This is a genomic window from Streptomyces sp. NPDC102490, assembly GCF_044765285.1.
Lineage (GTDB): Bacteria > Actinomycetota > Actinomycetes > Streptomycetales > Streptomycetaceae > Streptomyces.
In genome coordinates this window covers 127,879-151,558 of sequence record NZ_JBIWJU010000016.1, presented here as the reverse complement: position 1 = coordinate 151,558, position 23,680 = coordinate 127,879, and the positions used below count along the sequence as shown (strand labels likewise).

24 protein-coding genes are annotated in these 23,680 nt (G+C 70.7%); 12 read left to right on the top strand and 12 right to left on the bottom strand.

Translation table 11 applies throughout. The features are described 5' to 3' along the window. Positions 1-14: 14 nt before the first annotated feature. The 5 genes from ACIRGB_RS32500 to ACIRGB_RS32480 all read right to left on the bottom strand — a co-directional run bounded on the left by ACIRGB_RS32500 (position 15) and on the right by ACIRGB_RS32480 (position 4,114). The gene (locus tag ACIRGB_RS32500; RefSeq protein ID WP_403872486.1) at positions 15-638 is read right to left on the bottom strand and encodes a hypothetical protein; all 624 of its coding nucleotides are present in this window, start codon (positions 636-638) and stop codon (positions 15-17) included. Next, positions 638-1,051, bottom strand: coding sequence for a hypothetical protein (locus ACIRGB_RS32495; protein ID WP_403872484.1), 414 nt, complete (start codon positions 1,049-1,051; stop codon positions 638-640). The genes ACIRGB_RS32500 and ACIRGB_RS32495 overlap by 1 nt, the downstream gene beginning before the upstream one ends. A gap of 345 nt (positions 1,052-1,396) precedes the next feature. Continuing rightward, positions 1,397-2,983, bottom strand: coding sequence for a WXG100 family type VII secretion target (locus ACIRGB_RS32490; protein ID WP_403872482.1), 1,587 nt, complete (start codon positions 2,981-2,983; stop codon positions 1,397-1,399). 79 nt (positions 2,984-3,062) lie between these two features. Next, positions 3,063-3,254 carry a DUF397 domain-containing protein gene (locus ACIRGB_RS32485; RefSeq protein ID WP_403872480.1) on the bottom strand — a complete coding sequence of 64 codons (192 nt, stop codon included), beginning with the start codon at positions 3,252-3,254 and terminating at the stop codon, positions 3,063-3,065. Positions 3,255-3,262: 8 nt separating this feature from the next. After that, the gene (locus ACIRGB_RS32480; protein WP_403872478.1) at positions 3,263-4,114 is read right to left on the bottom strand and encodes a helix-turn-helix domain-containing protein; all 852 of its coding nucleotides are present in this window, start codon (positions 4,112-4,114) and stop codon (positions 3,263-3,265) included. Between the two features lie 220 nt (positions 4,115-4,334). Between ACIRGB_RS32480 and ACIRGB_RS32475 the strand changes: the two genes are divergently transcribed. After that, positions 4,335-4,760, top strand: a complete 426-nt coding sequence (locus ACIRGB_RS32475) for an ATP-binding protein (RefSeq protein ID WP_403872476.1) — start codon at positions 4,335-4,337, stop codon at positions 4,758-4,760. A gap of 71 nt (positions 4,761-4,831) precedes the next feature. Continuing rightward, a complete protein-coding gene (locus tag ACIRGB_RS32470) occupies positions 4,832-5,041 on the top strand; it encodes a hypothetical protein (protein ID WP_403872474.1) in 210 nt (69 codons plus the stop codon). On the opposite strand, the gene ACIRGB_RS32465 is transcribed toward ACIRGB_RS32470, so the two are convergent. Continuing rightward, positions 5,031-6,146 (bottom strand): hypothetical protein, encoded by a 1,116-nt coding sequence (locus ACIRGB_RS32465; protein ID WP_403872472.1) that lies wholly within the window; start codon positions 6,144-6,146, stop codon positions 5,031-5,033. The two genes, ACIRGB_RS32470 and ACIRGB_RS32465, sit on opposite strands and share 11 nt — an antisense overlap. Then, positions 6,134-6,799, bottom strand: coding sequence for a hypothetical protein (locus ACIRGB_RS32460; RefSeq protein ID WP_403872470.1), 666 nt, complete (start codon positions 6,797-6,799; stop codon positions 6,134-6,136). The genes ACIRGB_RS32465 and ACIRGB_RS32460 overlap by 13 nt, the downstream gene beginning before the upstream one ends. A 283-nt stretch (positions 6,800-7,082) precedes the next feature. Between ACIRGB_RS32460 and ACIRGB_RS32455 the strand changes: the two genes are divergently transcribed. The 4 genes from ACIRGB_RS32455 (at position 7,083) to ACIRGB_RS32440 (ending at position 12,722) form a co-directional block, all read left to right on the top strand. Continuing rightward, the gene (locus tag ACIRGB_RS32455; protein ID WP_403872468.1) at positions 7,083-10,097 is read left to right on the top strand and encodes a BTAD domain-containing putative transcriptional regulator; all 3,015 of its coding nucleotides are present in this window, start codon (positions 7,083-7,085) and stop codon (positions 10,095-10,097) included. After that, the gene (locus ACIRGB_RS32450; protein ID WP_403872466.1) at positions 10,094-10,837 is read left to right on the top strand and encodes a prepilin peptidase; all 744 of its coding nucleotides are present in this window, start codon (positions 10,094-10,096) and stop codon (positions 10,835-10,837) included. The genes ACIRGB_RS32455 and ACIRGB_RS32450 overlap by 4 nt, the downstream gene beginning before the upstream one ends. A gap of 78 nt (positions 10,838-10,915) precedes the next feature. Then, positions 10,916-12,115: a cyclic dehypoxanthinyl futalosine synthase gene (gene mqnC / locus ACIRGB_RS32445; protein WP_403872464.1), complete on the top strand. Its 1,200-nt coding sequence runs from the start codon at positions 10,916-10,918 to the stop codon at positions 12,113-12,115. Between the two features lie 7 nt (positions 12,116-12,122). Continuing rightward, positions 12,123-12,722 (top strand): hypothetical protein, encoded by a 600-nt coding sequence (locus ACIRGB_RS32440; RefSeq protein WP_403872462.1) that lies wholly within the window; start codon positions 12,123-12,125, stop codon positions 12,720-12,722. Between the two features lie 34 nt (positions 12,723-12,756). On the opposite strand, the gene ACIRGB_RS32435 is transcribed toward ACIRGB_RS32440, so the two are convergent. After that, complete coding sequence (locus tag ACIRGB_RS32435) at positions 12,757-13,767, bottom strand: hydrolase (RefSeq protein WP_403872460.1); 1,011 nt, start codon at positions 13,765-13,767, stop codon at positions 12,757-12,759. 190 nt (positions 13,768-13,957) lie between these two features. Here ACIRGB_RS32435 and ACIRGB_RS32430 point away from each other — a divergent pair, with 190 nt between their 5' ends. From ACIRGB_RS32430 to ACIRGB_RS32415, 4 genes are read left to right on the top strand one after another with little or no spacing between them, the layout of a single operon-like run. After that, entirely contained in the window at positions 13,958-14,368 is a 411-nt protein-coding gene (locus ACIRGB_RS32430; protein WP_403872458.1) for a hypothetical protein, read from the top strand. 18 nt (positions 14,369-14,386) lie between these two features. Continuing rightward, complete coding sequence (locus ACIRGB_RS32425; protein ID WP_403872457.1) at positions 14,387-16,606, top strand: bifunctional polysaccharide deacetylase/glycosyltransferase family 2 protein; 2,220 nt, start codon at positions 14,387-14,389, stop codon at positions 16,604-16,606. Further along, the gene (locus tag ACIRGB_RS32420) at positions 16,606-17,703 is read left to right on the top strand and encodes an acyltransferase (RefSeq protein ID WP_403872455.1); all 1,098 of its coding nucleotides are present in this window, start codon (positions 16,606-16,608) and stop codon (positions 17,701-17,703) included. The genes ACIRGB_RS32425 and ACIRGB_RS32420 overlap by 1 nt, the downstream gene beginning before the upstream one ends. Before the next feature lie 42 nt (positions 17,704-17,745). Beyond that, on the top strand, positions 17,746-18,441 hold the full coding sequence (locus ACIRGB_RS32415; protein WP_030145363.1) for a demethylmenaquinone methyltransferase: 696 nt from the start codon (positions 17,746-17,748) through the stop codon (positions 18,439-18,441). On the opposite strand, the gene ACIRGB_RS32410 is transcribed toward ACIRGB_RS32415, so the two are convergent. Together ACIRGB_RS32410 and ACIRGB_RS32405 are read right to left on the bottom strand one after the other, a co-directional pair. Continuing rightward, complete coding sequence (locus ACIRGB_RS32410; protein WP_403872453.1) at positions 18,428-18,820, bottom strand: PASTA domain protein; 393 nt, start codon at positions 18,818-18,820, stop codon at positions 18,428-18,430. The two genes, ACIRGB_RS32415 and ACIRGB_RS32410, sit on opposite strands and share 14 nt — an antisense overlap. Before the next feature lie 109 nt (positions 18,821-18,929). Then, complete coding sequence (locus ACIRGB_RS32405) at positions 18,930-19,451, bottom strand: GNAT family N-acetyltransferase (protein ID WP_403872451.1); 522 nt, start codon at positions 19,449-19,451, stop codon at positions 18,930-18,932. Positions 19,452-19,548: 97 nt separating this feature from the next. Between ACIRGB_RS32405 and ACIRGB_RS32400 the strand changes: the two genes are divergently transcribed. Beyond that, positions 19,549-20,841, top strand: coding sequence for a geranylgeranyl reductase family protein (locus ACIRGB_RS32400; protein WP_123625696.1), 1,293 nt, complete (start codon positions 19,549-19,551; stop codon positions 20,839-20,841). A 72-nt stretch (positions 20,842-20,913) separates the two neighbouring features. Here the strand turns inward: ACIRGB_RS32400 and def are convergent, their stop codons facing one another. Together def and ACIRGB_RS32390 are read right to left on the bottom strand one after the other, a co-directional pair. After that, positions 20,914-21,540, bottom strand: coding sequence for a peptide deformylase (def, locus tag ACIRGB_RS32395; protein ID WP_403872450.1), 627 nt, complete (start codon positions 21,538-21,540; stop codon positions 20,914-20,916). A gap of 130 nt (positions 21,541-21,670) precedes the next feature. Further along, positions 21,671-22,510, bottom strand: a complete 840-nt coding sequence (locus tag ACIRGB_RS32390; RefSeq protein ID WP_403872448.1) for a C40 family peptidase — start codon at positions 22,508-22,510, stop codon at positions 21,671-21,673. An 803-nt stretch (positions 22,511-23,313) separates the two neighbouring features. On the opposite strand from ACIRGB_RS32390, the gene ACIRGB_RS32385 reads away from it, so the two are divergent. Continuing rightward, the gene (locus ACIRGB_RS32385; protein ID WP_003974383.1) at positions 23,314-23,673 is read left to right on the top strand and encodes an NADH-quinone oxidoreductase subunit A; all 360 of its coding nucleotides are present in this window, start codon (positions 23,314-23,316) and stop codon (positions 23,671-23,673) included. Positions 23,674-23,680: the final 7 nt, after the last annotated feature.

Below are 23,680 nucleotides of genomic sequence, written 5' to 3'. Positions count from 1 at the left end.
GTCCTCTCTGCGCGTCAGACGAAACGGAACGTGCCGGTCACAGCGTCGAAGATGTCGTGGAACGCCTCGGCGAGATCCAGCACCGGGCTGGCTCCGGAGACGAGGACGACCTGCTCGGTGGTTCCCGGGACGGGGATGTACGTCTGCGTCAGCACCATACGAAGCGTACGACTGTCGCCCTGCGCGACGGGCACGTCCTCCACGCCGTACGTCCGCGCGGCCGGGCCCACTTCGGGAATGTCGACGGTCGTCACCTTGCGCCAGGCGTCGCCTTCGCGGCGGGCGCTGATCGTTCGCAGGCTCTCGGCGATGGCCCGAGGGTCGGTGGACAGGGCGACGCCCTGCTTGTTCTTGGCGCCGAGGACGGACACGGTGACGGTCGCGGAGAGCGGCACGCCGTCGAAGTTCTCGGCCATACAACCCAAGTAGAGCGCCCCGGAGTCGTGGGCGTCCTTGGCCATCTTGCGGAGCATGGCGGTCAGGTCGGCGCGGTAGGGGGCCAGGTCGGGTACCTCGCTGACACGCTCGTCCACCAGCGCGCGGATCGTCGACTCTCGACCCTCGGGGCGGATGTCGAACTCCCACCACGACTCGGGCACCGATAGGGAAACACCAAGGGGAGCGGAACGCGTGGACATCAGGCCTCTTCGTCGTAACTAACCGGGGAGTAACTCTGGACGTACTCCGTGAGGAACGCGACCGCTTCACGAGGCAGGTGCAGCGGTGCGCGCGCTACGTACTCGAGCAGCAGTTTCGGCGGGTAGTAGTCGATCGCTTCGTATTCCACGACATCAGGTTCGTAGCGATCCGCCACACCCAGGACGGACAGCAGGGACGCGAGGCTCAACTCCATGACGTCGCTGCCAAGGTCCACCGGGAGACGGTACGGGACGACGTCGGAGGACGACCGGGGAATGACGCCGCGGGCGATTTCCGTAATGTCTTCCAAGTGCAGACGGAACCACGGCCCGTTGCGGTTCACCACCATCCACCGATCGGCAACGCCGCTCTGGAACACGCAGCATTCGGCACCGGAGAAAATCTCCGTCATGCCCAGTCCCATCCTGGTAAGCAGAGGAGGGGATCCGTCCAGGCTCTCGATCTCTTCGTGGCCGGCTCGCAGCATACGGGTGAACTCTTCGAAGAACAGCCCGTTCCGATCGGACTCCGACAGGCAGGAGAAATGGAGGTTTCCGTCGAGGAAGGAGGGCTTCGAGGCCCACGGATCCCGCAGTAGACGGTACCCCGCGACACTGTCGCTCTGTCCCGTGATGAGTGGGGCCGGAGCTCCACAGATCTGGCACTCATTCACGTCTGGCATCTTGATCGCCTGTCGGTCCGGGTTTGGGTTGCTTGAATCGCAGAGTAAAGCGGGCAGTGCGCCGCTTATTTGTCATCATAGGCCGGTCACTGGGACGATTCCGCCGCGGTCGCTGATAGGGCCACCCGGAGGGTAAGTTCCCTGGGGCAGCTCCAGAACACCGGTGTTGTCGAAGAACCGGACTTGCCCGTCACGGCTGATGACCGCTTCCATATGAGGGGTCCGCTTGTTGTCCAGGTCGCGGCTCATGCTGTTCTTCAGGCCGCGAGCGGCTTCCATCTCGTCGGGCGGCCCGGGCAGGCGGTCCTCGGGATGCGTGTGCACGGTGAACTTGTAACCCTCGTCGCGCAGCTCCTTCGGAACGATCGTCGTCACCTCATCCCCTTGGAAGAGACGCATCTGACCCGAGGGGTTCTGTACGACTGCGTGCTCCACTCCGTGGAACTGCTGAAGTTCGGACATGTGGGATATGTTGACTTCGTTGGGTGAGATGTGAACGGGCCCTTTGGTCAGATCCCTTGCCAATTGCCGTGCCTTGGGGGTGAGGGCCCGGTAGGGAATCGTGCCGCCGAAGAGGCGGGTAGATCCCTTGAAGGGGCGGTAGATGCCGCGTAGGCCATCTCCCGCCCTCAGCTGCTGGATTTTCTTGACCAGCCCCCCACCGATGCCCTTCATGAACCCGGTGCCCAAGGCCCGCAGGCCGCCCGCTTTCCACAGCTTGCCGAGCTTTGCGAGGCTGGTGAAGCCCTTGGTGGCCGGTATGCAGTCCAAGGCGGCCCATAGGAGATCGCCCCAGCCGGCCTCCCCTTTGATGACTTTTCTTATCGTGTCCGCCATCACCACAAGTGCCGCCGCGAAGACCAACCAGCCCAGCGGGCCGCCCACGACCATCACGATGATGCCGACGATCGTCACGACCCACTTGCATATCGTGACGATCTCGTCCCAGTGGTCGGAGACCCAGTCGCCGATCTCCTCCCACCAGTGCCGGTTCGGGATACCGGCGTCAGAGGCTTCCCGGAGCTTGGTCACCGTCCGGCGAGCGGCCTCCTCACGCAGCCCCTTCGCCTGACCGGCGAGCTTCTTGGCCGCGTCGAGGGCGCTCTGAGCACTCTCGACGTTCCGTTCCGCCGCAGCCCGGCGGGCTTTCGCGTGCTGGGCGTCACGCGTGGCGCGGCGGACGTCGGCCTCGTCGGGCTTGGGGACGTCCTTGCCACCGCTCTTGACCGGGTCGTACGAGTCGGTCTTCTCGGTCGCCCTGCGCACCCAGTCCTCGGCGCCGGTCAGTGCGGTCTGCGCGGTGGTGAGTTCCTCACGGGCCTTGCGCCCGTCGCGCAGCGCCTTGTCGGCCTTCTCCTGGGCGTCCTGGAGGTCGGGCCAGAACGAGGCCAGCGCGTCGCCCGCCAGGCCGTACGACTTCTTCAGCTTGCGCAGCTTCTTCGGGGCGTCCTCGAACTCCTCGGCGAACACCTTCGCCGTCTTGCCCGCCCAGGAGAGGATCTCTTCCTCCTTGGCGATGCCCTTGAGGTCGCGCAGGACGTCGGACACGTCGTCGGCGAAGTCGTGCAGGGTGCCGGCGAGTTTGCGAATGCGGTCCGGATCGCCCGGTGTCGGGTCCTTGTCCAGGTCGAGTACGTACCAGTCCGCCGGCCTGTGCGACACCGTGTTTCTCCCCCGTGCACGTGCGATGTCCTCGCTTAGAACGCGCGTATGAACCTATCGCACGCGATCCGTCTCCCGGTCAGACAGTGGTCCTCTTGAGGCTCTGGACCAGGGAGGTGAAAGAGCGGAGAGGAACGGTAAGTGTGCCTTGGGACGGCGCCTTCGAGTCGCGTATGGCTATGCGGTCGGGGAGGAGCGCGATCTCGACGCAGGTGTCGCCCTCTCCGCCGCCCGAGAAGGACGACTTGCTCCAGTTCTGCGGCTCGGTCATGGTTCCCCTCACAGTTCTCTGGCCATGTCGTGGATGACGTTCCGCGACGTCTGAGGATCCAGGGATGCTTCTTCCACCCTGCTGAGCAGAGTTCGGAGCCGGGCCAGCTGGGCTTCCGCGTCAAGGAACACGACGCCCGTCGGGGCGTCCCGAAGTCCCGTGTCCAGCTGGGGGACCTTGCCCTCCAGGTACAGCATCGAGGCTCCGGCCCCGGCGAAGCCGTCCTGGTCGGTCGGGATGATGCGTACGCCGACGCGCTCCTCCTCGATCAGGCCCAGGATTTGTCGGAGCTGCTCGCGGGCGACCCGGCGGTCGGCCACGCGGATGCGCAGCGCCATCTCGTGAACGATCGTCGTGTACGGCGTGGGCTCGTCGCCCTCGATGACCGTCCGTCGTCTCAGCCGGTGTTCCACCCGAAGGGCCAACTCTCGTTCAGAGAGTTCGGGGTTCATGTACTGGAATACCGCCCGGGCGTAGTCCGGGGTCTGAAGTAGCCCAGGGACGTAGGTGGTGACGATTTCCCGAAGGTAGGTGGCGTGGTGCTCAGCCTCGGCGACATCCAGGTGCACCGGGGAGAGGCGCTCGCGGTACTCGTCCCACCAGCCGCGCCTTCGGTCGCCCGCCATGGCGACAAGCGCGTCGATCAGGGCGTCATCCGTGCAGGAGTAGTGGGCCGCGAGGGCGCGGATGCGCTCCGCGCTGACCGCGGCGATGCCTGCCTCGATGTGACTCATCTGCCCTGACGTCGTGTTGAGGAGCGCCGCTGCGTCGCGAGCCTTCAAGCCTGCGGACTCGCGCAGTTTGCGCAGCTCCGCTCCCAGACGCGCTTGCCGTGCGGTGGGGTGGCTCCTCGGCGCCATGCGTCCTCCTGTTCCTCTCAAGAGCCTTGAGGCAGTGCCTCGTTCGAGTGGCAGAGTACGCGAGCGGGTTGCAGGGGCAGAAATTAGTGCCCTACATTCGGTGGCGTACCGAGCACGCTGCGGAGTGTGGTTCGGAAGTGCACCGCTCAGTTCCGCTGGGACTACTGCGGCACCGCCACCGGCCTCTCCTCTCCCCCTCTTCACTGAACGGAGTTCCCCCATGTCCGAAACCGAGCCCGTCGACCCGGTCGCACCCTGGGAGTACACCCTCTACATCCCGAACGACTTCCGCGCCGTCACCGTCTGTCGCCGCACCCTCCGTCTCATCCTCACCATGCACGGCCTCATCCGCCTCGTCGACACCGCCGAGCTGCTCGCGACCGAGCTGGTCTCCAATGCCGTACGGCACACCAAGGGCCCCGCCGCGCTGCGGGTCCGCTGGGCGGCCGGGGTGCTGCGGGTCGGGGCGTGGGACGCCGACCCGGGGCCGCCGGAGCCGCCCGGGAACCTGGAGGCGCTCACGGAGGCGGAGGAGGGGCGGGGGCTCGCGCTCGTGCGGGCGTGTGCGGACCTGTGGGGGTGGCAGCCGCTGGCCAGGGGCGGGAACCGGGGCAAGTACGTGTGGTGTGACCTTGTCGCGGCGTAAGGCGTTGATCACGTCGTACAAGAGGGGTGGAACTCGTGCCTAGGAAGATCCGGTATTTCTTCGACAATCCCGTGGCTCTGCAGGTGCGAGAGGAAGGCCGGGTGGAGGGCCGGATCGAGGAGCGTGCCCGGATGGTGCTCCGCATTCTCGAATGGCGGGACATCCCGGTGTGCTTCGCCCTGCGGGAGCGTGTGCTCGACTGCTGGGACCTCGGCCGGCTCGAAGTGTGGGCGCGGCGTGCGCTGACCGTGGAGCGGGCCGAGGACCTGTTCAGCGGTTGATGGACTGGATCTCCTGGACTTCCATGGCCTGAGTCGTCTCGAAGGTGCCGTCCGGCAGGTCGCCCTGGGCGCCGCCGGTGCCCTCCCAGGAGATCTCCCAGGTGATCGAGGCGCTCAGCTGGTACGGCTCGCCGTTCGATGCCCGGAGGTAGCGGATGCCGCAGGGCGGGGTCTGGTCGGCCTTGCCCTTCGTGTACGGCGTACCGATGGAGCCGTCGGTGTTGATCTCGCAGTCGCCGGAGGCGGGGAAGGTCTCGGCGTCGGCCGTGCCGGGGTCCAGGTGGAGGGCGACGGGCTTCGCGGTCGTCTCCGCCCACAGCCCTGTGTTGGGCAGCTCGGCCCGGACCTTGACCTCCTTGAAGGTGCCCTTGTCCAGCCAGACCCAGGTGGGAAGGTTCACGGTGGACTTGGTCTGCGGCTTTAGCTCGACCTCGGTCTTTGGTACGTCGATCTGGTCGTACGCGTAGGCGGCGAGCGTCTCGGGAGTGGGGGCGTGTTCGTCGTCCGGGATCGTGCCGGCGTCCTGCCAGAACATGACGCGGCCGCAGTCCCAGGCCTCGGTGTCGTGCTCGTGCCCCTTGCGGACCACGCTGCGCCAGAACATCCCGTCCTTGCCCAGGTTGTAGTCCTTGTAGCCCTTGGCCATGGTGTTCTTCGACGAGTTGATGTCGAAGTTGTCCTGCTCCTCACCCTCCTCGTAGTGATCTACGAAGATGCCCGAGGTCCAGAATTCATGGGCGTTCACGGCGCCCAGGCCGCCGTTCTTCTTCAGGTCCGCGACTGCGGACTTGAGCTGTTCGGGAGTGAACACCGGCTCGTACCAGCAGACGGGTGGCTTCCAATTGGGGTCGACGGAGGTCAGGTCCTCCATGGAGCCGCTGCCGGTCCGGCCGTCGGGGTAGGTGAGCTGGATCCTGGACTGGGAGACGGAGGCCAGCAAGGTGCGGTTGTTCGCACCGCCCTCCGGTTTGTCGCTGCTCCCGGGTGTCGGAGTGGTGCCACCCACAGGCTTGTCGGCATGGGCCACTCCCGCGACCCACAACACAGAACCGGCGGCAAGCGCAACGGCCCACTTCACACGGCCGGGAGCGATCAGCCTCGGCATTCCGCGGCCTTCCCCTCGACGGTGATCTGCTGGGCCCGCCACACCGGCGAGTCCTGCTGGGGTGCCATGAGGAGGCTGAACTTCTGGTAACTGGCCAGGCTTTCCTCGGTGCGGTGGACCTTTCCGGTCTTCACTTCCTTGCCGTACGCCTTGGACTGGTCCTCGCAGAACGTGACGAGGATCGACTTGGCCTTCTCGCCCTCACCCACAGGGCTGGTGTCCGCCCGGTAGTACCGGTCCTCGCCGGTCACGGTCCAGCCGCCGTCCACGTACTCCTGGATCTGCGACTCGGCGTACCGGGCGGCACCGGCCGCCGAATAGAAGCCGTACGCCGGGTCCTTGACGTTCTGCTCGGTGATGCCGTGGTTCAGCGCTCTGATGTAGTTCGCGGCGTCCTCCAGCGCAGCCGCCTGCTCCGCGTCCGACGGCTTCTCGAAGTCGAAGACCAGCTTCAAATCCTCGGGCAGGCTCACGTCCGGACGCTTCACGTCGGCCGCGCCCGACGCCGTAGCCGACGGGGAAGAGCTGCCCGCCCCCGTCTCCGCTCCCTTGATGTCGTCCGGCGCGGAATCCTCCCCGCCGCAGGCGGTCAGGAGCAGGGCTGCCGTCGCGGTGAAGGTGGCGGCGGTCATGGTGAGGGCGCTGCGGGCCACTGGTGTTCCCCCCGGGGTACGACGTGTGCGACAGGGAACGAAGCTACCAGGGGGGCGTGCGCGGCCTCTGGCCGGTTTTCGGGGATTGTGTGCGGAGTGTGAAGGGGGTACCCGCAGAAGCGGGCAAAGCGCATGAAGCGGGCGGACGTTGTGAGGTGGGCCTCCCTCGACCCCTTCGCCGCTGTCGGTGGGAGTCCATAAGATCTCGGTAGGCTCAGCACACCCCTCATACCGGACGCCCCGCGGCCTTCGCCGCCCACGACCACGATCCAGGACTCCGCCCATGCCGCGACGCCGCACATCAAGCTCCTCAAGCTCGACGGCTCCCTCGGCACCCTCCGCACCCTCCACTCCGAGAAACCGCACGCCCCAGCCCGTGCGGGTGCGGCGGCGGTCGTTCGGGGACTTCGTCAAGGCGTTCCTCGCCTTCCTGGTGCTGCTCGTGCTGGTCGTCGGGGTGCCCCTCGCGCTGGCCACCCAGATCGGCTGGCCGCTGCCCGACGGTGCGCCGAGCCTCGACTGGCTGCAGCGTGAGATCACCGTGCAGACCTTCCTGCACATCCTCACCGTCATCGTCTGGTTCGCCTGGGCGCAGTTCACCGCCTGCGTGCTCGTCGAGGTCAAGGCCGCGCTGTCCGGCGTCGGGGTGCCGGGGCGGGTGCCCGGGTCCGGGCCCAGTCAGCTGCTCGCCCGGCAGCTCGTCGCCGCCCTGCTCCTCGTCGGCGCCACCGCGGCGAGCCTCACGCCGGGGCTGTCGCAGCTGGGGCAGAGCCTGGAGGGGAACCAGAAGCCCTCCGTCGCCGCCGCCCAGCAGACGCCGGGACTCTTCGCCCAGCAGCAGGAGCAGGCCGCCGCCACCGCGGGCGCCCTCGCCGAGCAGGCGGGACAGGCGGGCCAGGCCGCCGCGCGTGCCGACGGCGGTTCTTCCGCCGCGCACGGCGACACGAAGTACTACCGCATCCAGCCGCCCGAGGGGCGCCACCACGACTCCCTTTGGGAGGTGGCCGAACGGCACCTCGGCGACGGGCGGCGGTACAAGGAGATCTTCGAGCTCAACAAGGACCGGGTGCAGCCGGACGGGTCCCGGCTGTCCGAGGCCAGCCTCATCCGGCCCGGCTGGATCATGGAGATGCCCGGCGACGCCCGCGGCGGCGAGCTGGTCGAGATGCCCGACGAGGCGCCGAACGTCTCCGAGCAGGTGCGGCAGCACATCAGCGACTACGCCCGGACCGGCGACCACGCCCAGGGCGGAGGGGGAGCGCAGGGCGGCGACGCCCAGGTGTCCCTGCCCGAGCAGCGGCCCGCGCCCACACCCGCGAACCCCGTCACGCCCGCCACGCCGGTTCCCGGCACCGGACAGGAACACGCCACCCCCGCCGCCGGACAGGCCGAGCGCTCCTTCGGGCTGCCCGAGGCCCTCCTCACCGCGCCGCTGCTCGCCGCCGGTCTCCTCGGCGCCCTCGGACGCCGGCGTCGGCAGGCGATGTGGCAGTCGGCGCTCGGCGCGGTCGGTGGGCGGCGCGGCATGGAGCCGCCCACCCCGACCGGTGACGCCCAGGACGTGCAGGACGCGCTGCTCGTCGGCGCCGACCCCGAGGGCGTACGCCTGCTCGACCGGTCGCTGCGCGGGCTGGCCGCCTCCCTCGCCGCCGAGTCCCGCCCGCTGCCCGTCGTCTACGCGGCCTGGATGAGCGGCAACGGCGACCTGCACCTCCAGCTCGCCCAGCCCGCCGGGAAGCCGCCCACGCCCTGGCAGCAGGGGCAGGACCAGACCTTCTGGATGCTCGCCCGCGCCGACGCCGAGCGGTACGAGGACGCGGAGACCGCCGCGCCCTACCCCGGTCTCGTCAGCCTCGGCACCATGGACGACTCCCGGCTGCTGCTCAACCTGGAGGCCGTGCCCGGCATCGTCTCGCTCGGCGGTGCCGAGGCCGACCGGGCCGCCGTGTTCGCGTCGGTCGCCGCCGAACTGGCCACCAACGGCTGGTCGGACCGTATGACCATCACCCTGGTCGGGTTCGGGGACGACCTCACGCCTCTCGCGCCCAACCGGATCCGGCACCTCGACGGGTTCGAGGACCTCTTCGAGACCATGTCGGCCGAGACCCGGCAGCGGCGCGGCGCACTCGGCGCCGCCGGGCACGACTCCGTGCTCACCGGCCGCACCGGGCCCGCCCAGCACACCCGCTGGGCCCCGCACCTCGTCCTGCTCGCCGCCCAGCCCTCCGACGACGACGCGCTGCGGCTGGCCGAGCTGGCCGCCGACGCCGGTCGGCTCGGCATCGGCTACCTCGTCGGCACCGAGGGCACCGACCTGCCCGGCGCCGCCTGGGAGATGGAGATCACCGACGAGGGCCGGCTGCTCGCACCGCTGCTCGGGCTCGAACTGGACGCCCAGCTGCTGCCGGCCGCGCAACGGCGTGCCGTCGTCGAGCTGTTCACCGACGCCGACCCCGGCTCCGGCCCCGAGGGCGGGCCCGGCCGGCCGGCCGACGCCCCGCCGTTCCTCGTCGACATCAGCGAGCAGGGCCGGCCCGCCGTGTACGCCCGCCTCGTCGGGTCGTACGAGATCATCGGCCTGGACGCGCCCGACGGCGAGCGCAGCGCCCTGCTGCACGAGGCGCTGGCGCTGCTCCTGCTGCACCGCGAGGGGGTCCACCCGCGCGTGCTGTCCTCCGCGCTGTGGCCGCGCGGTGTGACGGCGGACGTGCGCGACGCGCTCCTCGAGCGGCTGCGGATCTGGCTGGGCACCGACCCCGACGGCACGCCGCGGCTCGCCACCGACGCCACCGGCCGGCTCACCCTCGCCAAGTCCGTCGTCTCCGACCTCGACGTCCTGCGCTCCCTCTACTACGAGGCCACGCAGGGCCGGGGCGTCGGCAGCCGTCAGGTGCGCGGGCGGCTGCTCACCGACGCGCTGGTGCTGGTGCGCGGGCCGCTGCTCGCCGACCGGCCCGAGGGCCGCTACCGCTGGCTCACCCACGAGATCGTCGACGCCCAGCTCCCCCTGCTCGTCGCCGACACCGGGCTTGCGCTCTCCGAGTTCCACCTGGAGAAGAACCGCGCGGAGAAGGCCATCGAGGCGCTGAACGCGGCGCTGCGCACGGCCCCCGCCGACGAGCGCCTGTGGCACGAGCTGCTGCGCGCCACGCACACCACCGGCGACCCGGACCGGCTGCGCGCCCTCGCCGCCGACCTGGTCGACCGCAGCGGGGCACGCGGCCTGCCGCCCCGCACCGAGGCGCTGCTCGACGAGTTGCTGCCGACCTGGCGCGAGGGCGTCTCCGCCGCCGGATGAGCCTCGACCCCGGCCTCCTGGTCGTCCTCGTCGCCGCGCTGTGGGGTGCGGCGACGGGCGCGCTGCTGCCCCGCGCGGCCTACCGGTTCTCCGCACCGTCCGGGGAGGCGTGGCGCGAGCGGTGCCCGGACGGGCATCCCGTCCGGGGCTGGCTCGGCCGGGCCCGGTGCGGGCAGTGCCCGCCCGATCAGGCGTCCTACGGCCCTCGCGCCGCGTCCCTCGCCGTCGTCACCGCCCTCGTCTGCGCCGCCCTCGCCGCCGCCACCGGCACTCGGCCCGAGGCCGCCGTCTGGCTGCTGCTCGCCCCGGCCGGCGTACTGCTGGCCGTCGTCGACCTGGCGGTACGGCGGCTGCCCGACCCGCTCACCCTGCCACTCGCCGGGGCGGCGCTCGTCCTGCTCGGCCTCACCGCACTCGTGCCCGAGCACGCGGGGGAGTGGACCACCGCCCTGCTGGGCGCCCTCGCGCTCGGCGCCGGCTACCTCGTGCTGTTCCTCATCAACCCGGCCGGCATGGGCTTCGGCGACGTCAAGCTCGCCCTCGCGGCCGGTGCCGTCCTCGGCTGGTACGGCTGGCCCACGCTGATGCTGGGCACCTTCGCCGGGTTCCTGCTCGGGGCGTTGTACGGCGGCGCCCTCCTCGTCGCCCGGCGCGCGGACCGCAAGACGGCCATCCCCTTCGGTCCCTTCCTCATCGCGGGCGCCTTCCTCGGCGTCCTGGCCGGGGCGTACGCGGCCTGAGCACGAGCGGGCAAAACGCCTGGCGTACGCTGGGCAGGTCCGTCCACAACCCTTACGAACCTTGCGAAAGGGACGCCGGTGACCGAGAAGGCCGACCTTCAGCCCATCCTCGACCGCGCCGCCGCCGGTGGGCGGATCACTCCGGAGGAGGCGCTCGTCCTCTACCGCGACGCCCCGCTGCACGCGCTGGGCGCCGCCGCCGACGCCGTACGCAGGCGCCGGTACGCCGGTACGGAGCACATCGCCACGTACATCATCGAGCGCAACATCAACTACACGAACGTGTGCGTCACGGCGTGCAAGTTCTGCGCCTTCTACGCGGCCCCCAAGGACACCAAGAAGGGCTGGACCCGCGACCTCGACGACATCCTGCGCCGCTGCGCGGAGACGGTCGAGCTGGGCGGCACCCAGATCATGTTCCAGGGCGGCCACCACCCGGACTACGGCGTCGAGTACTACGAGAAGCACTTCGCCGCCATCAAGAAGGAGTTCCCCCAGCTCGTCATCCACAGCCTGGGGGCGAGCGAGGTCGAGCACATGGCGCGGATCTCGGGTGTCTCGGTCGAGGAGGCCATCACCCGCATCCACGCCGCCGGGCTCGACTCCTTCGCCGGTGCCGGTGCGGAGCTGCTGCCCGAGCGGCCGCGCAAGGCCATCGCGCCGCTGAAGGAGTCCGGCGAGCGCTGGCTGGAGATCATGGAGATCGCGCACGGGCTGGGCGTCGAGTCGACGTCCACCATGCTGATGGGCACCGGCGAGACCAACGCCGAGCGCATCGAGCACCTGCGCATGATCCGGGACGTGCAGGACCGCACCGGCGGCTTCCGCGCCTTCATCCCGTACACCTACCAGCCCGAGAACAACCACCTGAAGGGCCGCACCCAGGCCACGCTCTTCGAGTACCTGCGGATGATCGCCATCGCCCGGCTGTTCATGGACAACGTCGCCCACATCCAGGGCTCCTGGCTGACCACCGGCAAGGAGGTCGGCCAGCTCTCCCTGCACTACGGCGCGGACGACCTCGGCTCGATCATGCTGGAGGAGAACGTCGTCTCCTCCGCCGGCGCGAAGCACCGGTCCAACCGGCTGGAGATCATCGACCTGATCCGCAAGGCGGGACGCGTCCCGGCGCAGCGGGCCACGACGTACGAGCACCTGGTCGTGCACGACGACCCGGCGAACGACCCGGTCGACGAGCGCGTCGTCTCCCACATCTCGTCCACGGCGATCGAGGGCGGTACGGCGCACCCCGAGCTGAAGCTGCTCGCCTCCAACTGACGCCGCCGTGCTGACGATTCACGTCGCCGAGGCCTCGCCCGAGACGGCCGTCGTGGTCGACGGCGCGCTTCTCGCCGCCGTCGGCCCGTACGAGGCGCTGGCCGCCGGCCACCCGCGGGCGCGGGTGCGCCGGTGGCCCGGCATCCTGACCCCTGGACTGCTCAACCGGTACGGCCCGGAACTGCTGGAGCGGGCCTACCACCCCGACCCGCGCGAAGCGGACCGGCTGGGCACCGAGCCGCTCTTCGGGGAGCGCGCGCTCGCCCTCCTCGGCGCGGACGCGTCCGCGCGCGGCGCCAGCGCGCGCCGAGGGGTCCAACGCATGCTGGCCCACGGCACGGTCGCCGTCGCCGGGGAGCTGCGGAGCCGCGCGGCCCTGGACGCGGTGCGCGGGGCGGGACTCGCCGTGGCGGCGCGTCCGGCCACCCTGCCCGGGCCCGCGTCCCTCTCGCCGGTGCCGCTGGTGCTGCTTCCCGCACTCGCACCCGGCCGGCCCGCCCGGTTCGCGGTGTTCGACGTACCCGACCGGGCCGCGCTCGTGCGCCAGGGCGCGTCCACGTGCGTGGCCACCGTCGTGGGCGGCCGCCTGGTGTACCGGGGGCGCTGACCGCGCGGCCCCGCGGGGCTCGTCGGACCGACACCTACGCGCCGAACGCCGTGCCGAACGCCCCGTCCTCCTGCTCGACGCCGCTGCACGTGGTGAGCGCGTCGGCGGCCGACGCGTCCGCCCCGCACCGCTGGTCGCGGAAGGCCGCCCACAGCGACACCCAGGCGATGCCCTGCTCCTCGGCGAAGGCGCGCACCTCGGCCGCGTCGGCGAGCGTGAACGTCTCACCGGCGACGTCGTTGGCGCCGAGCATCGAGGTGAGCGCCATGCCCCGCCAGGCGTCCGCGTCGGAGGTGCCGAAGACCTTCCTCAGCTGGGTGTGCGCGGCCTTCGCCGAGGCGAGGGCGTAGTCGCCCATGTCACCGGTGTACGACTCGCCGTAGTTCATGGTCATGAGGTTGACCGCGGAGACCCGTACGCCGTGGTCGTTGGCCGACGCCAGCAGCGCCAGGCCGTCGGTGTCCAGGCCCGAGGGCATCACCGGGAGGGTGAAGGACACCTCCAGGCCGCCGCGTTGCTCCTGGAGCAGCGCGATCGCCTCCGAGCGCAGGGCGACGGAGTCGGCGTCGGTCAGTTCGTCGCCCTCGACGTCGAAGTCCGCCCGCGTGGACCCGGCGGCGTCCAGGGCCGCGCCGTACGCCGCCGCCAGGGCCGAGGCGCTGTCGCAGGCCGCCGCCAGCTCCGTGCCGGACGCGCCGCCGAAGGAGACGCGGGCACCGGCCCCGGACTCCTTCAGCTTCTCGACGCGGGCGGCGACGGAGGCGTCGTTGATGTCCTGGACGCCGTTCCAGCGGGGGACGCAGTCGTCGCCGGACGAGATGACGAACGCCAGGTTGTACGCCGTGGGGGAGCCCGCCGTGTCGGTGGCGGAGGCGGTGGTGGCACTGACGTAGGGGGCGTAGGCGGTGGTCGGCGTGGCGGACGCGGACGGTGCGGACGGTGCGGCGGGGGCCGCGTCGGTGGTGCCGTCCGGTCCGGCGCAGCCCGCGGCGGCCAGGGCGAACAACAGGGCGCACCCGGCTGCCGCGTTCCGGTGAACCCTCATGAGCGCACGCTCCCGTTCTCGTCCGTTGTCGTCGGACCAGTGAAGGTGGCACGCGTTCCTGGGTCTTCGCTGAGGAAAGGGCGCGGTCGGGACCCATCTCCCAGGAAACGGACAGGACGGGGCGAGTTTCACCGGGACCTCTCAAGGAACTGCCAGGTCGCGCCAGGCAAGGCTGCCTAACGTCCGGGGCATGCAACCCGAGCCTGCCCTCGCCTCCCGTGCCGCCCCGCGCGGTCGCCGCCGCAAACGCGACGACGGATCCGCCGAGGGGCCCGTGTTCGTCGACAGCACCGGACGCCGGGCCCGGCTGCTGCGCCGGCTGGGGCTGCTGGTGGGGGCCGTGTGCGTCGGCTACACGGCCGTCCTGGGGCTGGCCTTCATGGGCGTCGGCATCTCGGTCAACCCGTCCTCGCTGCTGCCCTTCGGCGGGGGCGGTGGCGGTGGCGGACCCGAGGGCGGCGCCGGGCCCGGCGGTGACACGCGTCCGCAAGGCGGGGTCGCCCCCACGGGTGCCCCGCCGAGCATCGCGCCGCCCACCGTCTCGCCCAGCGCGGTCCCCAGCACCGCTCCCACTACTTCCACCACCGCCCGCACCGACTGACCGGACGCCCCCACCCTCATGACCACGCCCCGCACACCCCCCACCCCGCCCGCCCGGGGCCGCCGCCGCGCCCCCTCCCGCATGGAACGGGCCGCGGGCCGGGCCGCCGCGCTGCAACGCCCCCGGGTCCTCCTCGCCCTGCTGCTCCTGCTCGCGCTGACCTGCGTGATGCTCCTCGACGGCTATCTGCGCGCGGAGGTCGGCGGCGACCAGCGCGTCCGCACCGGCGCCCCGGCCGACGACGTCCCCGACGACGTACTGGACGGCGGACCGATCCTGTCCTTCCCCGGCGGACGGGCCACCACCGTCTCCGTCCCGGACAAGACGATCGTGCTGACCTTCGACGACGGCCCCGACCCCACCTGGACGCCGCAGGTGCTGGAGATCCTGGAGAAGTACGACGTGCCCGGCACGTTCTTCCTGGTCGGCTCGATGGTCTCGCGCCACCCGGGCATCGTGCGGGACATGGTCGAGCAGGGCAACGAGGTGGGCGTCCACACCTTCACCCACGTCGACCTCTCCTACCAGAGCCAGGCCCGCGTCACCCGCGAGATCGAGCAGACCCAGCTCGCCCTGGCGGGCGCGGCCGGCATCACCACCACGCTGTTCCGGGCGCCGTACTCCTCCCAGACCGATGCCATCGACAACTACAGCTGGCCCGTCTACGAGAGCCTCGGCGCGGACGGCTACACCAGCGTCTTCGTCGACACCGACAGCGACGACTGGAAGCGGCCCGGCGTCTCGAAGATCGTTGAGTGGGCGACGCCGGAGGACGGCGAGGGCGCGTCCGTCCTCTTCCACGACGCCGGGGGCGAGCGGTCGCAGACGATCGAGGCGCTGCCGAAGTACATCGAGAAGATGAAGGCGAAGGGCTACACCTTCACCACCGTCAGCGGTGCCCTGGCCGAGCAGCAGCCGCGGCAGCCCGGAGGCGGCGGCCTCCAGGCCGCCCATCACCAGGCCACCGGCGCCACCCTCTACGAGGGCAAGGCGCTGATCGCGGCCGTCGCGGTCGCCGAGTGGACGGTCCCGGCGCTGTCGGCCGGGCTGGTGATCGTGGGCGTGACCGTCATGGGCCGGTTCGCGATGATGCTGCTCCTCGCCCGCCGTCACCACCGGCAGCGCAGCAGACGCCGCTTCAGCTGGGGTCCGCCCGTCACCCGGCCGGTCAGCGTGATCGTCCCGGCGTACAACGAGAAGGAGTGCATCGAGGCGACGCTGAGATCCCTGGCGCGCAGTACGCACCCGATCGAGATCGTCGTCGTGGACGACGGGTCGACGGACGGCACGGCGGAGATCGCCGAGTCCCTGGGGCTGCCCGGCGTCCGCGTCGTCCGGCAGGCCAACGCGGGCAAGCCCGCCGCCCTCAACAACGGCGTCCGGCACGCCCGGTACGACATCGTCGTGATGATGGACGGCGACACCGTCTTCGAGCCCGACACCGTACGGCACCTGGTGCGGCCCTTCGCCGACCCCTCCGTCGGCGCGGTCGCGGGCAACGCCAAGGTCGGCAACCGTCGCACCCTCATCGGCGCCTGGCAGCACATCGAGTACGTGATGGGCTTCAACCTCGACCGGCGCATGTACGACCTGCTGCGCTGCATGCCGACCATCCCCGGCGCGATCGGCGCGTTCCGGCGCGAGGCGGTCCTCCAGGTCGGCGGCATGAGCGACGACACCCTCGCCGAGGACACCGACATCACCATCGCCCTGCACCGCGCGGGATGGCGGGTGGTCTACGAGGAGCACGCCCGCGCCTGGACCGAGGCGCCGGGATCGCTCGGCCAGCTCTGGTCGCAGCGCTACCGCTGGTCCTACGGCACGATGCAGGCGCTGTGGAAGCACCGCCGCTCCCTGACCGACAAGGGACCCTCGGGCCGCTTCGGGCGGGTCGGAATGCCGCTGGTGGTGCTCTTCCAGGTGGTCACGCCGGTCTTCGCGCCGCTCATCGACGTGTTCACCCTCTACTCGATGGTCTTCGTCGACTTCCGCGCGGCGCTCCTCGCATGGCTCGCGGTGCTGGCCGTGCAGTTGGTGTGCGCGGCGTACGCCTTCCGGCTCGACGGGGAGAAGTACCGGTACCTGCTGATGATGCCGCTCCAGCAGTTGGCGTACCGGCAGATGATGTACCTCGTCCTCATCCACTCCTGCGTCACCGCGCTGACCGGCGGGCGGCTGCGCTGGCAGAAGCTGAAACGGACCGGCGAGGTCGGCACGCCCACGGGGACCGGTGGCTGATGGGCGCGCACCGCAAGGGCGCCGTGCGCGCCGCCCGCGCGGCGGGGGATGCGCCGGCACGGGACCGGGGCCGGGACCGCTACTTCGACACCCTGCGCGCCCTCGCCCTGGTCCGGGTCGTCGCGTACCACGCCTTCGGCTGGCCCTGGGCCGGGCTGGTCTTCCCCTCCATGGGGGTCATGTTCGGCCTGGCCGGCACCCTGATGGCCCGCTCGCTCCAGCGGCCCGCCGCGGCGGTGCTCCGGAGCCGGCTGCGCCGCCTGCTGCCGCCATTCTGGTGCTGGGGCCTGTTCGTGGTGGGCGCGATGCTGGCACGCGGCTGGATGCCGGGGTGGCAGATCGTCTACTGGGTCGTGCCGCTCGGCGACCCGCCGGGCAGCGCGTGGGGCGAGCAGGCATGGGAGATCCTCTGGTACCTCAGGACGTATCTGTGGTTCGTCCTGCTCTCCCCGCCGCTGCTGCGGGTCTTCCGGCTCGCGCCCGTGCCGGTGCTGCTGCTGTCCCTCGCGCCGATCGTGGCGTTCCAGTTCCTCTGGCAGCCGCCGGACAACCGCTTCGGCACCGGACTGCTCGACCTGGCGACCTACGGCTTCTGCTGGGTCCTCGGCTTCGCCCACCGCGACGGAGTGCTGGCCCGCCTCAGGCCGGTCGCCGTCGTCACCCCGTCGCTCGCCGCCCTCGCCTGCGGCGCCTGGTACGCCTTCGCGCACCGGGCCGAGTACGGCACCTACGACCTCGACGACATCCCGCTCGCGCAGGCCCTCTGGTCGGCCGGGTTCGTGACGCTGCTGATGTACGCCAAGGCGCGGCTCGGGACCGACTTCTCGGGACTGGCCCGGCTGCGGTGGCTGGACCGGCTGGTGAGCGTGTTCAACGCCCGCGCGGTGACGGTCTACCTCTGGCACGAGCTGGCCCTGATCCTGGCCGTGCCGCTGATCGACCGGTTCTGGGACGTGCCCGCCTTCGCGGCGCACCTGCCGCTGGGCAGCCAGTGGTTCCTGCTGGCGGTGGGCTGGGTCCTGATCGCGGTGTTCGTGCTGTTGTTCGGGTGGGTGGAGGACGTCGCCGCGCGGAGGAGGCCGCGTCTGCTGCCGTGAGCCCGTCGGCGGCCCTGGGGGAGGTGCTGCAACAATGGGCCCGTGACCCGCGCTTCCCTGAACAAGCAGCCGCATGAAGTCGCCTCGATGTTCGACCACGTCGCGGAACGGTACGACCTGACGAACGCCGTGCTCTCGCTCGGCCAGGACCGGGCGTGGCGCAAGGCGGTCGCCAGAGCCGTCGACGCCCGTCCGGCGCAGAAGGTCCTGGATCTGGCGGCCGGCACGGCGACCTCCTCCCTGCCCTTCGCCCGCACCGGCGCCTACGTCGTCCCCTGCGACTTCTCCCAGGGCATGCTCCAGGTCGGCAAGGAGCGGCACTCCTGGCTGCCGTTCACCGCGGGCGACGCGACGCGGCTGCCGTTCAAGGACGACGTCTTCGACGCCGTCACCATCTCCTTCGGGCTGCGCAACGTGCAGGACACGGACGCCGCGCTGCGCGAGATGTACCGGGTGACGCGGCCCGGCGGCCGGGTCGTCATCTGCGAGTTCTCGCACCCGACCTGGGCGCCGTTCCGCACCGTCTACACCGAGTACCTGATGCGCGCCCTGCCGCCGGTCGCCCGCGCGGTGTCGTCCAACCCCGACGCGTACGTCTACCTCGCCGAGTCCATCCGGGCCTGGCCCGACCAGCCGGCGCTCGCCGAGCGGCTGGGCAAGGCGGGCTGGTCCAAGGTGGCGTGGCGCAACCTGACGGGCGGTGTGGTGACGCTGCACCGCGGGTTCAAGGCGAGCTGAGCGCGGCGCAGCAGGACGGCCGTTTCCCCGGTTCGGCCGGTTTCCCCGGTTCACCCGGATTCCCCGGCTCCGTCAGCTCGCGGCGGAGCCCGCCCGGCGGCGGCCGCGGCACGCGCGGCTCGCGGATGCCGCCGCCGCCCTCGCCCTCCCCGAAGTCGAACCACACGTACACCGCCGACTCCCGCGCCACCGGTGCGTCGGCCGGCGGGTACTGGCGTACGACGTGGTCGGCGACGGCGGCCCGGAGATCGGGCCGGTCCGGCGCGGTCAGGAACAGGCCCCGCGCGCGGGCGGCCTCGTGCGCGTCCACGGCCAGCAGACCGACCAGGCGCGGCACGCGGACGTCACGGTTCTCGGGTTTCTCGGGTACCAGGCGCACGGACGTCACCCCCAGCGGTACCCGGCAGAGTAGCCCCGCCGTGCACCGCCCGGAAGCGACAAGTGGCTTACTGTGACAGTCGATTACCCTCCGTCATGGCCTGGTGGGGTCAGAGGGAGGGCTGGGTCAGGGGAAGGCGGTAGCAGTGCCCCCGCTGCTCGGAGGACGGGATCGTGAACACCTCGGCGAGCCGCATGCCCAGCCGTTCCGTGACCGCGATGGACCGGGCGTTGCGCGCGTTGACCATCGCGACCACCTCCGCCACACCCGCGGCGCGCACCCGCTCCAGCGCCTGCCGGGCGGCCGCCGTGACGTACCCCTTGCCCCAGTGCGCCCGCCCGAGCCGCCAGCCGATCTCGATCTCGCCCTTGGGGCCCCAGTCCCCCGGCCACGGCTGGGCGCCGGTGAACCCGATGACCCGGCCCGACTCGTCCACCATGGTCCACAGGCAGAAGCCGTGCTCGGCGTCGTGCCGGCGCTGGCGGGCGGTCAGCTCCTCGTAGACGGACAGCTCCGCGGGCCGCCCGCCGTGGAACTCCATGACGTCCGGGTCGTCGAAGATCCGGTGCCAGGCGACGGCGTCCTCGTCGGTGGGGACGCGCAACCGTACAACGGGGAGAGGTCGCTTCACGGGGCAGCCCTTCAGCCGGGTGATCGGTGACGCTGAATAGACTGCCCATGACCAGTGCCGGTCGGCACGCAGATTTCGAACTTGGGGAGATCCCGCCGTGACCGTCGAGACTGAGCCGCTCTCCGAGAACACCGCCGACGTGATCGTCGTGGGCGCGGGGCCGGCCGGCTCCACCACCGCGTACCACCTGGCCAAGTCGGGACTCGACGTCCTGCTGCTCGAGAAGACCGCGTTCCCCAGGGAGAAGGTCTGCGGCGACGGCCTCACCCCGCGCGCGGTCAAGCAGCTCGTCGCCATGGGCATCGACATCTCCGAGGAAGCCGGCTGGCTGCGCAACAAGGGCCTGCGCATCATCGGCGGCGGCTCCCGCCTCCAGCTGGACTGGCCGGATCTGGCCTCCTTCCCCGACTACGGACTCGTCCGCAAGCGCGACGACTTCGACGAGCAGCTCGCCCGGCAGGCCCAGAAGGCCGGCGCGCGCCTGTACGAGCGCTGCAACGTCGGCGCCCCGATCATCGACGACCGCACCGGCCGCATCACCGGCGTGCACGCCAAGCTGGGCGAGGACAAGCGCGAGGTCACCTTCCACGCGCCGCTGGTCGTGGCCGCCGACGGCAACTCCACGCGGCTGTCCCTGGCGATGGGCCTGCACCGCCGCGAGGACCGTCCCATGGGCGTCGCGGTCCGCACCTACTTCACCTCGCCCCGCCACGACGACGACTACCTGGAGTCCTGGCTGGAACTGTGGGACCGGCGCGGTGCGCAGGACCGCCTGCTGCCGGGCTACGGCTGGGTCTTCGGCATGGGCGACGGCACCTCCAACGTCGGCCTGGGCGTCCTGAACACCTCCGCCGCCTTCAAGGAGCTGGACTGGCGCGAGATCCTCAAGGCCTGGTGCGCGTCCATGCCCGAGGACTGGGGCTACACCCCGGACAACATGACCGGCCCGATCCGCGGCGCCGCCCTGCCCATGGCCTTCAACCGCCAGCCCCACTACACCAAGGGCCTGCTCCTCGTCGGCGACGCCGGCGGCCTGGTGAACCCCTTCAACGGCGAGGGCATCGCCTACGCCATGGAGTCCGGCCAGATCGCCGCCGACGTCGTCGTCCAGGCCCACGCGCGGGCCACGCCCGCCCAGCGCGAGATCGCCCTCCAGCGCTACCCGCGCGTCCTCAAGGACACCTACGGCGGCTACTACAACCTGGGCCGCGCCTTCGTGAAGCTCATCGGCAACCCGAAGGTTATGCAGATCGCGACCCAGCGCGGCCTCACCCACCCGATCCTGATGAAGTTCACCCTGAAGATGCTCGCCAACCTGACGGACCCGACGGGCGGCGACGCGATGGACCGCATCATCAACGGACTGAGCAAGGTCGCGCCGAAGGCCTGATCAGAAGCGCCTGATCAGAAGCGCCTGATCAGAAGAGCCTGATCCGGAGGTGCCTGATCCGGAGGCGCCTGCTCAGGCGGCGAAGGCCGCGGCGTTGGCGGCCCGGCGCGCGAGGACCTCCTCGCGCCGGTCCGCCGACTGCCGCAGCGCCGCCTTCCGTTCCCGGCCGGAGAGCCGGTCCAGGTAGACCTGCCCGTTCACGTGGTCGGTCTCGTGGGCCAGGCAGCGCGCGAAGTAGCCCGTGCCCTCGATGAGGAGCGGCGCGCCGTCCTTGTCCAGGCCGCGCACGACCGCCCGGTCGGGTCGCGGTACGGCCATGACGGCGCCCGGCACCGACAGGCACCCCTCGCCCTCGTCGAGCAGCCGCCGCGCGGCCGGATCGAGGGGCTCCAACACCGGATTCACGAGGTGACCGACATGTCGGACACCGTCGTCGTCCGGGCAGTCGTAGACGAACAGGCGCAGGTCGACCCCGACCTGATTGGCCGCCAGTCCGGCCCCCTCCGCGACATACATCGTGCGGAACATGTCGTCGATGAGCGCGGCGAGATCGGGCCCGAACTCCGTGACGTCACGGCACGGCCGGTGCAGCACCTCCTCGCCGACCTCGGTGACGCGTCGCACCGATCCGCGCCGGGCCTCGGGCGCGAACGGGGGATAGGAGGCGGTGGGCCGCCCCTGGACGAACACACTCGGCATGACGTTCTCTCCTTCGGCTCGTGGACGGGCCGGTGGAGCACCGGCCCGTGCCCGAGCATGCCAGGAGCCCGCGAAGGGCCGCAGCCCCCGAGCGGCTGCGGCCCTTCGCGTGTGTACGGGTGGGTGCGGCTTACAGGACGCGCACCGCGCCGCTCGGCGGGTCGTACGACAGCGGCTTCTCGACGACGCCGGTGGAGGAGTTCTGCGCGCCGACGAACATGCCGCCGCCGACGTAGACGCCCACGTGGTACGCGCTGCCCGCGCCGCCCCAGTAGAGGATGTCGCCCGGCTGGAGGCTGTCCAGGCCGACCTGGGTGCCGGCCGTCGACTGCGCCTGGGAGACGCGGGGCAGGCTGATGCCGACCTGCTTGAAGGCGGCCTGCACGAGACCGGAGCAGTCGTAGGCGGACGGGCCGGTGGCGCCGGAGACGTACGCCTTGCCGACCTGGGCCTGCACGAAGGAGACGACGGCGGCGGCCGAACCGGTCGCCGTGGACGTGCTGGTGCTCGTGCTGCTGCCGGTGCCGGTGGAGGAGCCGGTGTCCGAGGAGGCGGAGGCGCTCAGGGTGGTGCGCGCGGCGGCGCGCGAGGCGCGCTCGGCGGCCTCCTTGCGCTCGGCCTCCTCGGCCTTCTTCTTGGCTTCCGCGGCCTTCTTCTTGGCCTCGGCGAGGTCGGCCTTGGCCTCCTTGGCGGCCTTGGCGGCCGCCGCGTCACGCTCGGCCTGCAACTGGTAGCTCGCGGCCGCCTGCTGCGTGACGTCCGCGGACTGGGCGACCTGAGCGGCCAGGTCGGCCGTCAGGGTGGGCAGTTCGAGGGTCTGGGTCACCGGTTCGGCCGCGTTGGCCGACCCCGACGCACCGGCCACTGCCAGGGTGCTGAGGACGCCACCGGCAACTCCGGCCCGCATCGCGATCGTCGACGCGCTGCGGCGGGGCTTCCGGTGGCTGCGTATGTGAGCGGTGTGGGACATAGGGACAAGCGGTATCAGTAGCTCCTCCATACCTTCAAGAAACGTGTGCTGCGCCACAGTTGTTCAATCAGGCCTCCGAAGCCCGGGCGTGTCGCTCTTTATTGACGCCGTAACGGACATTGCGGACGGGCCGTAATCGGCCTGTGATCACGGTCTTTGATCGTTACGCCCGAATTGCCCCGCGCTTACCACTGGTTGGGACACTTGGCCAAGCCCGGTTCTCAGACGCCTCTCATGAATGTGGCGCAGGTCACGGAACGGTTACCCCGGTGCGCGCGTCCGTCGCGTGCGAGACGGCCCGGATGGGCTCGCCCGTGTTCGTGAACGCGTGCACGTGTCCACATCGGCCCCCGTTCCTCCCCCTCATGTGTGAACGCCTCCTCTATCAAGGGCATGCGTCCAGCGCCAATTTGCATGCAAGAGAACCCTCTTGATATGGAGACGCACCGCGCTCGGGGCCCCTGGCCAGCGACGACGAGCGAAATTGTCACCTCTGGTGATCAGGTGAACGCTTCTTGTGTGAAGATCACCGCTCATCCGACTTCATGATCGTTCGTCAGGTGGTGGAGATCACAAAGCTTGTGCAATACCCCGTGTCGCAGATCACAGAGCGTCGGGCATAGGATGCGAGGCAGTTGGGCTTGTGACCTGCTTCACATGTTCGCGATCTTCGTCGGGACGGGCGTGGCTCGTGGGGCTGTTGGGGCAGCTGTGAGTCCAGTGCAACCTCCCCCAGGTCTCGGCTCCGCTCGACCAGGGGGGACCCCCATGCAGTCAGTGCCGACTGAGAGGAGCGAGGAGCGGTGAACGCGTATGCGCCCATCCTCGTACTGGGAGCCCTCGGGGCAGGCTTTGCGATCTTCTCCGTGGTGATGGCCACGCTGATCGGTCCGAAGCGGTACAACCGGGCGAAGCTCGAGGCCTACGAGTGCGGCATCGAGCCGACCCCCACGCCGGCCGGCGGCGGGCGCTTCCCCATCAAGTACTACCTGACGGCGATGCTCTTCATCATCTTCGATATCGAGATCGTCTTCCTCTACCCCTGGGCCGTCACCTTCGACGCCCTGGGGATTTTCGGGCTCGTGGAGATGCTGCTCTTCGTGCTCACCGTCTTCGTCGCGTACGCGTACGTATGGCGGCGCGGCGGCCTGGAATGGGACTGAGGGGCCT